Origin of the sequence: Pseudomonas sp. MWU12-2029 (genome assembly GCF_023242425.1) — a bacterium.
GTDB lineage: Bacteria > Pseudomonadota > Gammaproteobacteria > Pseudomonadales > Pseudomonadaceae > Aquipseudomonas > Aquipseudomonas kribbensis.
In genome coordinates, this window is record NZ_JALJDY010000001.1 from 799,569 (window position 1) to 813,786 (window position 14,218).

The following is a 14,218-nucleotide window of genomic DNA, read 5'->3' on the forward strand; positions in this document are numbered from 1 at the left end:
AATGCTACTTCGGCGTGTCCGGCTGGTTCGCCGGATGCGCCGCAATGAACGCCGGATGTTCAGCGGCCAACGCGGCCACCCGACGGATCCTTGGATACGCCTCAAGCGAAACGTTAAAACGCTCGGCCGCGTACAACTGCGGAATGAGGTACACGTCAGCCACGCACGGCCACTCGCCGAAACAGAAACCGCTGTCGCCGATCAACTGCTCCACCGTCGCCAGCCCCTGACTGATCCAGTGGCCGATCCACTCGGTCACCTGCGATTCATCATGGCCCAACTGACGCAGGCGATTGAGCACACTGACGTTGTGCAGCGGATGCACGTCGCAGCCAATCACCGCCGCCACGCCGCGCACCTGGGCACGGGCAACGAGATCCTCTGGCAGCAATGGCACCTGTGGATAACGTTCTTCCAGGTACTCGATGATCGCTGGCGACTGAATCAGCAACTTGCCGTCATCAGTGCGCAGCGCCGGCACTCGCCCCTGGGGATTGATCGCCAGATACGCCGGTTGTCGATGTTCGCCACCGGGCGGTGCGATCAGGTTGACCGGCAACGCCTGGTAGTCGAGGCCTTTGAGCGCCAGCGCGATCCGTACCCGATACGACGAGGTGGAACGGTAATAGGTATAGAGATCCATGAGCCGCTCCTGTCAGCGCGCCGCCAGCACGGTGCCACGGCATTCGCCGAAACCGATGGAGGCAAAACCTTCGCGGGCGCAGCGAGCGCGCAGGATGATTTCGTCGCCGTCTTCAAGGAACTTGCGCACTTCACCGGACGCCAGTTCGATCGGCTTTTTGCCGCCCTCGGTGATTTCCAGCAGGCTGCCGAACTGACCGTTTTCAGGGCCGGACAACGTGCCCGAACCGAACAGGTCACCGGCCTGCAACTGGCAGCCGTTGACACTGTGATGCGCGACCATTTGTGCAACGGTCCAGTACATGTAGCGGGTGTTGCTCAGGGTCAGGCGATGGGCCGGCAGGTTCTGCTCGCGCATCTTCTCGGTGAGCAGCAGCACTTCCAGCTCGATATCGAAACCACCACCATCCTGATCACGCTTGTCGAGCAGGTACGGCAGCGGCTGTGGATCGCCTTGCGGACGCGCCGGTTGCGCGGTACGGAATGGCGCCAGCGCTTCGGCAGTCACCACCCATGGCGAGACGCTGGTGATGAAGCTCTTGGACAGGAACGGGCCGAGCGGCTGGTATTCCCACGCCTGGATGTCACGGGCCGACCAGTCATTGAGCAGGCAGAAACCGGCAATGTGTTCGGCGGCATCACCGATGGCAATCGGCTCACCCATCTCGTTGCCCTGACCGATCCAGATCCCCAGTTCCAGTTCATAGTCCAGCCGCGCACATGGGCCGAAGGTCGGCTCGGTCGCACCGGCCGGCAGGGTCTGGCCTTTCGGACGGCGCACGTCGGCACCGGAAGCACGCACAGTGGACGCACGACCGTGGTAGCCGATCGGCACGTGTTTGTAGTTCGGCAGCAGCGGGTTGTCCGGGCGGAACAGTTTGCCGACGTTCTGCGCGTGTTCGATGCCGACGTAGAAGTCGGTGTAGTCACTGATGCGCGCCGGCAGATGCAGCTGGCAATCGGCAGCCAACGGCAGCAGTTTTGCGCCCTGGGCTTCAATGTTGCCGCGATGGGTGCTGCCTTCGCTGAACAGCTCCAGCAGACGTTCGCGCAGGGCAACGCGGGCGTCGCGGCCGAGTTCGAAGAAAGCGTTCAACTGACCGCCGTGCATGGCTTCAACTGCACTGCGCGCAACGCCGTCGAACAGCCCGGCCTCCAGCGCAACCTGCAGATCGAAGATGTGTTCGCCAATCGCAACGCCCGCGCGCGGCGCCGAACCGTCGATGCTGAACACGCCCAGCGGCAGGTTCTGCAACGGGAAATCGGTGTGGCCGTTGGCCGAAGCGACCCAACTGCGGGTGATGGAATTCTGAGTCATTGGTTATCTCCGGGTCGGGTCGAACGTGGCGGGCAGGGTGGCCCAGCAGGCGTCGTAAGTGGATTGCAGTTGCGGGCAGTCGAGGGCGAAGCGGCTTGGGCGCAGCACCTGGCTGGTCTCGAACATGAAGGCCATGGTGTTGTCGATCTTCGCCGGTTTGAGGTCCGCGTTGATGGCTTTGGTACAGGTCTCGCCGTCCGGGCCGTGGGCGCTCATGCAACTGTGCAGCGATGCGCCGCCGGGCACGAAGCCTTCGGCCTTGGCGTCGTACTCGCCCTGGATCAGGCCCATGAATTCGTTCATCAGGTTGCGGTGGAACCACGGCGGACGGAAGGTGTTCTCGGCCACCATCCAGCGAGGCGGGAAGATCACGAAGTCGAGATTGGCCAGACCGTGGACGCTGGTCGGCGAGGTCAGCACGGTGAAGATCGACGGGTCCGGGTGATCGAAACTGACGGTGCCGATGGTGTTGAAACGGCGCAGGTCATATTTGTACGGCACGTTGTTGCCGTGCCAGGCGACCACGTTCAGCGGCGAGTGATTGAGTTCGGTGCCCCACAACTGGCCGAGGAATTTCTGCACCAGGGTGGTCGGTTGTTGCAGGTTTTCGTAGGCGGCGACCGGGGTCAGGAAGTCCCGTGGATTGGCCAGGCCATTGCTGCCGATCGGCCCCAGATCCGGCAGGCGCAGCGGCGCACCATGGTTCTCGGCGACATAACCGCGCGCTTGCGGATCTAGCAGTTCGACGCGGAATTTCAGGCCCCGTGGCAACACGGCGATTTCCAGCGGCGCCACGTCCAGCACACCCAGTTCGGTGGCGATACGCAGACGCCCCATTTGCGGCACCAGCAGCAGCTCGCCGTCGGCGTTGAAGAACACCCGCTCCATCGAACGGTTGGCGCAGTAGTGGTAGATGCTGATGCCGGCCGGTTTGTCGGCGCCGGAGTTCGCCGCCATGCTCACCAGACCGTCGATGAAATCGGTCGGTTCGGCCGGGATTTCCAGCGGGTTCCAGCGCAGGCGATTGGGGGTGACTTCACCCAACGGACCACCGGCCAGTTGCCGCTCCAGTTTGGCGAATGCCGGATGATTGGCCGACGGCTGGATCCGGTACATCCAGGTGCGCCGCGCTTCGCTGCGGGTCATGGTGAACGCGGTGCCGGAGAACAGTTCGGTGTACAGGCCGTACGGGGCTTTCTGCGGGGAGTTCTGGCCGACGGGCAGTGCGCCGGGCAATGCTTCGGAGCTGAATTCGTTGCCGAAACCGGACTGGTAAGCCAGGGCTGAATCGAGGTTCATGGAGCCTCCTGAACAGGGAGTCGGCATGGCCGGACGCTCTGGGTCAGAGGTCTTGGCACGCCGGGGTTATTTTTATCGTAATTCAATTACGCATAACGTAATTTGCTCGCTATCCAGCGTCAAGCTATAAAGACGCCCATTCGTTCCGGGACACGGCAGCACCATGGAAAAAACCAGCGACAGCAACGGCAAACAGAAAGTCCGCTCCGCCGAAGTCGGCACCGACATCCTCAAGGCCCTGGCCGAGTTGTCGCCGTCCACTTCGCTGTCGCGCCTGGCCGAACATGTGCAGATGCCGGCGAGCAAGGTACATCGCTATCTGCAGGCCTTGATCGCCAGTGGTTTCGCCGAACAGAACACCGCCACCAACCACTACGGCCTCGGCCGTGAAGCGCTGCGCGTGGGCCTGGCTGCTCTCAACAGTATGGACGTACTGAAAGTCGCCGCCCTGCCGCTGGCCGAACTGCGCGACGAACTCAACGAAACCTGTTTCCTGGCGGTGTGGGGCAATCAGGGCGCGACCGTGGTGCACATCGAGCCGGCGGTGCGCGCGGTAACCGTGGTGACGCAACTTGGCTCGGTGCTGCCACTGCTCAGTTCTTCGACAGGCCTGGTGTTCGGCGCCTATCTGCCACACCGGGAAACCGACGAATTACGCGAACAGGAAATCGCCGGCGGCGGCCATCCGCTGGCGGACGAGAAGGCCTATGCGGCGTTGTGCGAACAGATCCGCGAACGCGGCCTGCATCATGTGCACGGTTTGCTGATGCCCGGTGTCGACGCCCTCTCGGCACCGGTGTTCAACGCCCTCGGGCAGGTCGCGGCGGTATTGACCATCGTCGGCCCGACGTCGCTGTTCCACGCCGACGAAAACGGCCCGGCGGCCCAGCGGTTGCTGGCGGCGACGCGGGCCGTGAGTTGGCGGATGGGGTATCAACCCGCCTGATGGATTGAATGTTCAGCCGACAATGTGGGTTCTGCTGTCCGCGATCACATGGGGAGAAACCGCTGCGGTGATGTAACCGATCCCGACCGGCACGCCGGTCGCGGTCGATACGATGTCCGCAATATCCTTGACCCGCGACAACGCGTCCACCGCCGAAACCGATCCACCAACACCCGCGATCACACCGACATACAGGAGAATGGAACTTCTCCAGGCCGAGGCGAGATGATTCCTGCCTGCGTCGTCATCCCCCAGACTGTAGGCAACGATGCCTTGAACAATCGACTGTGTGATCCGTACGATACTGGCGACCAGCCCCACTGGCGGGACAAACAGCGAGACGATATCCACCGCCAGCTCCGTGACCACCAGCACCGTGTTCCAGAAACGTTCGGCAGGCGTGGTCGTTTGATGATCGACGTCGCTGAGCACCCGCGAAATCATGCTGTCGAACTCGAACTTGAAATGAGTCACGGCGTAACTGTTGTTCAATGCAGGTGCAGGGAGGGCGCTTGCAGCTTGCTGACAACGCGTGACGAAATTCTGCACGACAGCCCGGTGCTCCAGCCTTGCCAGTGCAATGACGTGATTGCCCAGACTGCCGCCCTTGAGTCCCAGCGTCAGCGATTCGAGCGGGCGAAAGCTTAAACCGTCCGGTGCCTTGGGAATGTAGACCAGCAGTTGCAACTTCCCCGCCACACGGCGTCCGAACGTGTAGGCACCCTCGATGCGTCGACCCTCAAGGGTCAGCGTATAAATACCTTCCTGCGGGGTGGTTCCGGGTTTGAACGGTTCCAGCTCGTGAGGGCGGTCATGATCCAGCCCTTCAATCAATCCCGCCAGCCAATTGAACTGCTCGGAGGACAGGGAGCCCTGCATCTTTTGGGTCAATGCAGCCTTGAGCATTTCGTTTTGCTTGACCTTGCAGAAGAGCTTCGCCTTCAGGCTCTGCTTCGGGGAGTTGGCGAAATGGTCAACCAGATGCCACTCATACGCCATGGCCGGTTTCAGGCTGATCAAGGATCCCACAACACTCGCATTCAGGGCTCCCAGTGAAGCACCATTTCCGGAGGAAAATGCCACCTGACCATCGCTCGGCCAGAGCTGCCATTGAATGAACAGTTGGGTGAGCGTCATCCAGTCTTGTCCACGCACCTTGACGTTCACTTGGTCAGGATCGATCAGGGGGTGTTTCGGGTCAGACCGTCGCAGATGACTGTTCAGCCTTTCCATCACCAGGTCTCGCGAAAACGACACCATCGTGGGGATATTCAGCTCATCTTTTGACACTTCGTAGATTGCCTTGAACTCCGTATTCAGCCGGGTGAGCAGCTCACGATCCTGTGCCGCCGCGTTCCGGTACCAGACAGGTGTGGCCACTTTTTCCTCTGCGACTTCCCAGTCGATGATCCTGTGGACGGCCCCCATCAGCGGGCCATCATCCAGCCCTTGAGCCCACTGCACCAATGTCACGCCCTCCCACCACCATGGCTGGAATACCGGGCCCGGTTCGCTGAAGGAAAGGTAGTCCTTCTCGAATTCCGCACGATCTTCACTGAATGCCTGACCGATCAGGAAGTCACGGTCACGCGGCTCGAATCCCCAGGCAATGAACTGTCGCTTCAGTGCCGTCAGATCGGTGAACTCGAACCACTGCTGCCCTGTCGGTCCACCGGGTGCATACAGGACATGCCTCGAGCGATCAGGCGCCGCGTCTTTCGCACGAAAGGCAAGCATGTCCCTGAACGGTTTGTAGTAACGCCGGAAAGCAACACCCGAAGCCTCCATTCCCGGGTCCCCAAGCAAATACCGCTGCACCATATCCTGCGCCTGCGGGCTGATGTGTTTTTGCAGGATCGCGGCGAAGTTGCTGACGGCAATCTGTTGCGCCAGCACTTCGCGCATGGCTTCTCTGACGGACGCCCGTCCAAAGCGGTCATTGCGTTCGTTGGCGTATTGCACCCGCAGATCAAACTGGCGGATGGCGTGTTCGATATTGGACGCGGTCAGTCGCGGGTTGTTGTGAAACGCCTCGAACTTGATCGAGTACGCAGCCCCCTTGTCATGCACGCCGTACATGAACAGCTGGGTCAGGGTTTTACGCTCGATATGCTCGATACGCCGGCTGCCCATCGGCAGCGAATGTTGCACCGTCACCCAGACCGCATCAGGATCAACACGTTGCGTATCGCCTGCGGAAATATGAGTTTCGACGACACCGCGCACATACTCCTGGAATGAAGACACCCCACCCATCGACTCATGCAATGCCACCTGACTTCTGAACAATCCCTTTTCCATCGAGGCGAAAACTTCCTGATGGGTGGCGGGAACATCCTTGAGCCATTGCGGCCGATTTTTTTTGTTCATCAAGACCAGGAGGTGGGCAATGCGTCCCCTGGCGACATCGATCACTGTCTGCTGACGATGCACCGATTCGATGGAATGAATGACGGCCTGCAGATCCACGCCGGTTTTTTCCAGTTGGCGAAGGTGCCAGGTGACGTCTCTTTGCTGCTTTTCAAGCAACTGGGCCGTGAGGGTGTGAAAGAGTTCTCCCTGAATGTTCAGGTAACGGATGTCCGGAACATGCCTGACCTGAGCGGCGTCTTCCAGGGCAACACCCTTGAGCAGTTGCAGCCGGCTGTCCGGGTTGCTCAGGCGCTGCTCCAGAACACGCTGCATCATGGTCGATGTACGGAATGTTTCCAGGCCGTTCACGTGAGTGAAAAGAACGACCCAATCGTCCTCGCCCGGTACCAATTCAGAAACCGATCGACCATTGAGGTAAGTGACAAAGCAACCGGTCAGCGTCGCGAATCGGCCGTTTTCCAGTTGCAGAGAAACGCTGTAGGCCGGCGTCATGGATGCGCCCCTTATGAAGACGGCAAAACTTTCCTCTACTTCCGGCCGCACGCCTTGCAACTGCACTGTCGCACTCAATTCCTGCCAGAACAGCGCTGCACAGGCATCCTGCAGCTGGCGGCTGCGCGACGGCAGCTTGCGCCCCTTGTCATCCTTGCCCGAAGAAGCGGCCCAGTATTGCGCCAGCAAGGGCGGGTACTTTTGTGCCAGCGAGCCCAACACATTGCCGATCACCGAGCCGACGGCAACCACATCCAGACCCTGGATCAGATCCTCTTCATCCGTGGAGTCACGCCAGTCGTAGACGCCGTATTGGCTGGCGTCATACACAGGTGCCCGGCCCAGCGCCAGGCACTGCATGAATACGTCCATGACCAGCCCGGTCGGTTGCGGATTGACGATTTCCTGACTTCGGGCCGTGATGTAAGTCTTGCTGATGTAAATGTCCGGCAGCAATCTCTGAAGTTCTTTTAACACCACCTCCTGCAAAAGCGATTTGAACGAAGGCAACCCTCCCAGCATGCGTTCAAACTCTACAAAACCCTGATCAACCTTACTCAGACCTGTTTCAAACGAAATCTTTTCCATGGCACTCATAAACAAACTCCGTAAATACACGTTACAACCAGGCAATACAACATTACCTGAACCGTGCAATTAACCTAGCCTGAAAGTACCAACACAAACACCCACCATACTTTACGAAGTATTGAAAACCTTAAAACCTCAACATGACCTACAACTTTATTAACTGACAATTAACTGCACAAGCCCAGTATTCTCGCACGCGCCACGGCATGCGTCCGACGTTCCACGCCCAACTTGGCGTGAATTCGCCGGACATGAGTTTTAACCGTATGCAACGAGATGAACAACTTGTCCGCTATTTGTTGATTGGAATTTCCCGAAGCAATCAACTCCAGAACCTGAGACTCTCGCAAACTCAATGAACTTTCATCGCCACTTTCATCAGAAAGTTTCTTTTCCTGTGCCAAATCAACCCAAGCATCCGACACTTGCTCTTCAAACTTCAGCAACAGTCGCGACAAATTGAAATGGCTGGCCAATGTCCGGCCTCTTTCAAAATACTGTCGGGCCGATTCCCGTTCATCGAGCAACGAAGCCACCTCACCCATTGCCAGTAACAGCTCGGCTTCAAGAACAATCATCCGATTGGCTTGAGCCTGTTCGAACAGGCACTGCAGACGCGCCATGGGTTGCAGTGCCTGATGCAACCGGGTCTCGGCCAGAATCAGCAAACACTCGATGCGCGGGACAAGCTCCAGCGTCGCCGGCGGTGCCTGTCGTGCGTGGGGGCCACGATAGTGCCGAAGTACCCGAGTCAAGGCCTCCCGGGCCAGTTCTGGCCGCCCTTGTTGCAACCAGAATTCGCTGCTGACCTGCAACAGGACGCCGCGATAAACCGTGTCCGGAATCTGTCGCTGCTGCATCAACCGTTCAGCATCGCGCAGGCGCATGAAAGCCTGTGGGTAATCGCCCTGATCGGCGGCCAGTTGCGCCTGTCCGAGAAAGCCGTAAAGCACCCGCTTGTCAAAGCTGCGCAGACAGTCGTCGAGTCCCTGCTGAAAGTGCTCGGCCGCCCGTTCCTGTTGCCCCATGCTCAGCGCCAGTCGCCCTCGACGCAGGGCAATGCGCCCCAGCAGCGGCGTCGGTCGCTCGACGGACGAGCCGAGTATTTCGCAAAGGCCGGCCAGCAGTTCTTCGGCTCGGGCCGACGCCCCTCGCTGTTCCAGCAATTGGGCGTGATCAAGTTCCAGCAATGCCTCGAACAGCAATGAACCCTCTGCCCGGGCCAGGCAAAGGGCTTCACGATTGATCGAATGAGCCAGCTCCAGCTCACCGCACAGCAACGCCTGCTGTGTACGTCCCGACAGGCACAGCAGACGCGCCGTCCAGGCCTTCGGCGACAGATCGCTCAACGCTTGCTCAAAGTGATCCCGCGCCTCCTCCATCCGCCCTTGCAGGTGCAACAGCCAGCCTTGCTGAGCCTGCCAACGGGCGATCAATTGCCGTTGCTGGCCAGCCGACGGTGGCGGCAAAAAACGCGACAGTTGCCCGATGCAATCCGCCGCCTGGGCAAAGCGCCCGGCGAACAACAAAGCAGCCGTGATCAGACCGACCAGTTGCGCCGAACCCAGCAACAGTTCCTCGCCGCGTTGCTCATAAAGACGCAGCAACAGCACGACCGTCTGTTCCTCGAACAGATGCTCGAAACTGAAGTGTTGCAACAGACTCACCGCGACCTCGTACTCTTCGGCCAGCAACGCCTGCTCGAAGGCGCATTTCCAATGCTGCCCGGCAGCAAACCACTGACAGGCCCGGCGATGCCAGGAACGCCCGGCAGGCCACGGTTCGTCACGCATCAAACGCGACAGTGGAGCACATACCTGCAACCAGTCCGAAGATCCATGCCAGGGTTCGATGAAACACCCGAGGGTTTGCAGACTGCGCATCCATTGCGCCCCGTCCCCGGCACCGAACAGGTGATCGCACAGGCTGGCATTGAAGCGCGGCAAATGCGCCAGCACCCGCCAGGCTTCGGCCAGCTCCGGGCTCAGGCCGCTGAACAGCTCGTGTTGCAGATAGTCGAGCAAGGTGTCCATGCGTTGCTGCGGCAAGGTCCTCTGCGACCAGTCGCATTTTTGCATCATCAGCATCCGTACCCCGGCACACCAGCCGCCGCTGCGCTGATGGATGCGAGCAGCGACGCTAACGGCCTGGGCTGGCGGCAAGTGGCGCAACACTTGTGCGATTTCTTCCCTGGTCAGCGCCAGCGTCGCGCCTTCACATTCGTACAGTGCGTCATCCAGCAGCAGGCGCGGCCAGTTGCAGAGTGGACGCCGCCGCGTGCCGATCCACCACGTCAGGGCCGGGCTACTGATCGCCAGCATCCGGTCGAGCAATGCATCCAGCGCAGGTTCCGGACTCCGGCAGTAATCGTCGATCAACACCCAGATTGCCGAGGACCGTCGTGCCAGTTCATAAAGCAGCGAAGCCTCGTCCGAGGCAGTCAGTCCCATCGAACGCGCAAGCCGTTCGCAAAACTCGCCGACGCTCAAGGACGCCCCTGCCAACGGCAACCAGCAGACGGTGCAATTGACCGGAGCCTGCAGCAGGCACTCGGTGAGTAGCGCGGTTTTACCGCTGCCGGCCGGCGCGCAGATCAGTTTGACCCGAGCCGCCGAGCCGAGCAGTGCCTCGTAAAGGCGCGGGCGTGGCAGATGATGGGGAGACAGTCTCGGGAGAAAATCCGGTCTATCCAGACAGGGTGTCATGGCGGTCATCGGGTGCGCCTTTTTATCGTTGTACGCTCACCCTAGCCCTCTCCCCGACGCTTGTTGACGAGTATTCAGTACGCTGATCGCAGCCCATAAAAAAGGCGACCACCCGGTCGCCTTTTGTCTTGCCGGTGTATCGAAAACCCTAGCGCACGCCCTCGGCACGCAAGGCTGAAGGGGTGAAGTCGGCGACCTTGGCTTCGAAGCCGAATTCGAAACTGTGCTTCTCTTCGTTCTTCATCCCAAGGGCGATGTAGCGACCGGCGATGATGTCGTAGAGCGCTTCCAGCGTGTAGGCCTGAGCCTGGTGATCGTAGTAGTACTGGGCATGCCCCTCGGCCACCCGCCACAGCTGCCCGCGACCATCGTAGTGATCAACCAGTGCCACCTGCCAGCTGTCCTCGTCGATGTACATGTGGCGCTTGGCGTAGATGTGTCGCTCGCTCGGCTTGACCGTACCGATCACTTCCCAGACGCGATGCAATTCATAGCGGGTCAGGTCCTGATTGATGTGCCCGGCCTTGACGATGTCGTCGTACTTGAGCTTCGGCGAATCGAGTTTGTAGCTGTTGTACGGAATGTACATTTCCTTCTTGCCGATCAGCTTCCAGTCGTAACGATCCGGCGCGCCGGAGAACATGTCGAAGTTGTCCGAAGTCCGCAGGCCATCCGCCGCAGTGCCAGGCCCGTCATACGCCACCTGCGGCGCACGGCGAACCCGACGCTGGCCGGCGTTGTAGATCCACGCCAGACGCGGCTCCTTCACCTGATCGAGGGTTTCGTGCACCAACAGCACGTTGCCGGCCAGGCGCGCCGGCGCGGTCACCGACTGCTTGAAGAAAGTCAGCACGTTGGCCGCCTGCTGCGGGTCCAGGTCCTTCATCAACTGCGGCACAGCGATCTCTTCCTCGAAGCGGATCGGCGTGTAGCTGCCATTGGTCTGCGGTGTCACCTGGGTGATGATCCGCCGCAGATTGCCGCCGTGATAACGGGTGATGTGGTTCCAAAGTACCTCGACGCCGTTCTTCGGAATCGGGAAGGCGTAGTAGCGATTGCCGGTGAAATTGGCCAGGCCGTTGCCGTCGTTGATCGTGGTCACGTTCAACGCGCTGCGCTTGGCCGATTCGTAGATTTCCGGTGGCACGGCGACGGTGCGGTGGGTCGGGTAGACCGGAATCCTGTAGGTTTCCGGGTAGCGCTTGAACATCGCCACCTGCCCTTCGGAGAGTTTGCCCTTGTACTGGTCGACGTTGGCGGCTGTGATGGTGAACAGCGGTTTTTCATTGGCGAACGGGTCGGCAAGAAAGCCCTTGCTGTCCACCGCCCCGGCGTTTTTTGGAATGCCGCCGGTCCAGGCCGGAATCGAACCGTCGGCGTTACCGGCCTTCTCGGCGCCAAGCGGCGTCAGGCTGGTACCGAGCTTGTCGGCCTCTTGCGGCGACACCGCCGCGATCACGTTGGCGGCCAGCAGACTCAAGGCCAGGACACCGCATTGCAGAATCATCTTGCGCATGGATTTCATCCTTCTCGGGCAGATCAGAAGTTCACGCCGAAGCTCAGGGCCACGAAGTCACGGTCGGTGAGGACGTTGTAGTCGCCGCCAAAAAAATCGGTGTAACTGAGGCTGGCGGTGTAGGTGTTGCGGTAGTCGGCATCGACGCCGACGCTGATGGCCTTGGCGCCTTCGTTGAACAACCCGTTGGGGCCGTAACCGGAAACGTCGTGGGACCAGGACAGGTTGGGTTTGAGGTTGATCCCGCCGATCACGTTGGCGTAGTCGAGGATGGCCCGGGCGCGATAGCCCCAGGAAGTCGAAGTGACGAAACCACCGGTGTCACCGCCGAAACCGTACTGGCCGTACACCGAGTCGCGGCCGTAACGCAGCTTGCTGCGCGACTCCAGACCACCGACCCGGACCACCGCCGCCTCACCGACCACGGTCAGGCGTTCGGCACCCAGCACCTGATCGAAGAAGTGCGTGAGGGTGCTCTGGACCTGCGTCACCTCCTTGCGCCGATAGCCTTTGTTGTCCGCACCCGGCGAGGTGCTCAGCGGCGATGCAGTGCCGCCGGCAATCGGATTGAGCAGTGCCAGCGTCAAGTCGTTGGTGTTGACCTGCACCGGGGCGTTGGGCCGGTAGCTGAGCTCGCCGGTCCACGCGGTGCCGGTGGGCAATGTGGTGGCGAAACTCGCGCCATAGAGGCGGATGTCTTCCGGGTATTCGAGGTAGTACTGACCGCGACCGAGCATCACGCTTTGCGCCAGGCCGGAACCGCTGCCGGGGGCCAGGCGGTTGGCGGTGCTGACCATCCCCGGCAGTGCCGACAGGGTCGACAGCCCGGCGGTGGTGGTGCCGACCGTGGGTGTGCGGCTGTGGTAATTCATGAAGTACAGGCCATATTCGGTATCGTCGCCGAGCCAGCGCAACGCCGTCCCCCACTGCCCGGAGTCCCGCGCATCGCGATCACCGCCACGAGGCACGACCACGCCTTCGCGAGTGACCTGGATGGGTTGCCCGAAGGCAGCGGCCAGCGGCGCCAGCGGAGCAATCGCCGGACTGCCGACGGTGTAACCGTTGTTGCAACCATCCGCCGCCACGTCGACACCGAAGAAGGTCCCGCAGTTGTCGAGAACGGTCTGGTCCCACTCCAGCTGATAGAAGCCTTCGACCGAGAGCTTGTCAGTCAGGCTTTGCGAGCCGAACAGCATGTTCACCGGAATCAGGCCTTCCTTGATCTCGGCACCGGGCCGGCGGAACGCCGAGACGTCGATCGGGTTGATGCTGTTGATCGAGTTGCCGATGAAGGTACTTTCGCCCCAGCTCACCACCTGCTTGCCGGCGCGCACGGTGCCCGGCAGATCGGCAATGGAGTAGTTGTGATAGACGAACGCATCGAGAATCTGCCCGCCGGAAGACTTGGCGCCTTCCTTGCGGCCCTTGTCGCTGATCGGCTTGAACTCGCGGTCTTCGTCCTTGAGTTCGAAGTCGTACCAGTACTTGCCACGCACAAACACACCGGTGTCGCCGTACTTCAACTCAAGGTCGTGGATGCCCTTGAAGATCTTGGAAAACGTCTCGCCCTTCTTGAAGTTCAGGCGCCCGTCATCACCGGTCGAAGACTGGCCCGTACCGCCATTGACCGTGCCGACCAGCGACTTGTCGGCATCGCGCATGCCCCAGCTCGCGCCGACCGACAGCGACGAGTCGAACGTGCCTTCGATTTCACCGATGTTGAAATCCACGGCATGAGCCTGGGCCCAGCAACCCAAGGCCACCGCAGCGGCCAGCGCCTGCGGTTTGAAGATGGCGCGCATTGTTGTTTTTGTCATGCGTCTTCCCCGGTGAGTGACAGAAGGCCCCACCCTACTGCCGCCACACGGGGACGATAAGCGCACCAAGGAGGTATTCGCGCTGTCGCTCGAAAGGATGAATCCCTACCTGGGACGGGGCTTTGCGCAGGACATGAACCGGCTGGATAACCCATGATCAACACAACGGATGATCCCCACCTCGGAGCACCCCACTGTTACATGCCCCGTAACAGTGCATGTCCAGAATCGCTATTTTTCCTTTGGCCTCAGGCGCTTATTCTGAGCGGGCTTTCACGGCAGACCGCCACGAAGCAAAAGTCCGCGACCGAGTCGTCGGCAACCGATTTCTGATGGATTGAAGCGTTCTTCGCTCCATCGCCCAGGTGTTCACTGACGTTGATTTGTAGCTCCTTGATCCAACGTCTTACCTTGGCCGCTGCGTTTGCAGCGGCCTTTTTTATGCGTGCGAAAAAGATCACATCGTTCACTCATGGCAGATTCCGAAAAGCTTGTCAGATATTTCCATTTTAAAACGGG

At 60.3% G+C, this 14,218-nt stretch carries 9 protein-coding genes; 1 reads left to right on the plus strand and 8 read right to left on the minus strand.

Going from position 1 to position 14,218, the window contains the following annotated elements:
- Positions 1-4: 4 nt before the first annotated feature.
- From maiA to hmgA, 3 genes are read right to left on the minus strand one after another with little or no spacing between them, the layout of a single operon-like run.
- Entirely contained in the window at positions 5-643 is a 639-nt protein-coding gene (gene maiA / locus M5B44_RS03835; RefSeq protein WP_248738273.1) for a maleylacetoacetate isomerase, read from the minus strand.
- A 12-nt stretch (positions 644-655) separates the two neighbouring features.
- The gene (gene fahA, locus M5B44_RS03840; RefSeq protein WP_248738274.1) at positions 656-1,960 is read right to left on the minus strand and encodes a fumarylacetoacetase; all 1,305 of its coding nucleotides are present in this window, start codon (positions 1,958-1,960) and stop codon (positions 656-658) included.
- 3 nt (positions 1,961-1,963) lie between these two features.
- Entirely contained in the window at positions 1,964-3,259 is a 1,296-nt protein-coding gene (gene hmgA / locus M5B44_RS03845; RefSeq protein ID WP_248738275.1) for a homogentisate 1,2-dioxygenase, read from the minus strand.
- Positions 3,260-3,422: 163 nt separating this feature from the next.
- On the opposite strand from hmgA, the gene M5B44_RS03850 reads away from it, so the two are divergent.
- Positions 3,423-4,205, plus strand: a complete 783-nt coding sequence (locus M5B44_RS03850; RefSeq protein ID WP_248738276.1) for an IclR family transcriptional regulator — start codon at positions 3,423-3,425, stop codon at positions 4,203-4,205.
- Positions 4,206-4,217: 12 nt separating this feature from the next.
- Here the strand turns inward: M5B44_RS03850 and M5B44_RS03855 are convergent, their stop codons facing one another.
- The 5 genes from M5B44_RS03855 to M5B44_RS03875 form a co-directional block, all read right to left on the minus strand.
- Entirely contained in the window at positions 4,218-7,667 is a 3,450-nt protein-coding gene (locus tag M5B44_RS03855; RefSeq protein WP_248738277.1) for a dermonecrotic toxin domain-containing protein, read from the minus strand.
- Positions 7,668-7,828: 161 nt separating this feature from the next.
- Positions 7,829-10,375 (minus strand): helix-turn-helix transcriptional regulator, encoded by a 2,547-nt coding sequence (locus M5B44_RS03860; protein ID WP_248738278.1) that lies wholly within the window; start codon positions 10,373-10,375, stop codon positions 7,829-7,831.
- Between the two features lie 139 nt (positions 10,376-10,514).
- A complete protein-coding gene (locus M5B44_RS03865; protein ID WP_412546956.1) occupies positions 10,515-11,882 on the minus strand; it encodes a DUF1329 domain-containing protein in 1,368 nt (455 codons plus the stop codon).
- A gap of 23 nt (positions 11,883-11,905) precedes the next feature.
- Positions 11,906-13,699, minus strand: coding sequence for a DUF1302 domain-containing protein (locus M5B44_RS03870; RefSeq protein WP_248738280.1), 1,794 nt, complete (start codon positions 13,697-13,699; stop codon positions 11,906-11,908).
- 248 nt (positions 13,700-13,947) lie between these two features.
- Positions 13,948-14,169: a hypothetical protein gene (locus M5B44_RS03875; RefSeq protein WP_248738281.1), complete on the minus strand. Its 222-nt coding sequence runs from the start codon at positions 14,167-14,169 to the stop codon at positions 13,948-13,950.
- Between the last annotated feature and the right edge of the window lie 49 nt (positions 14,170-14,218).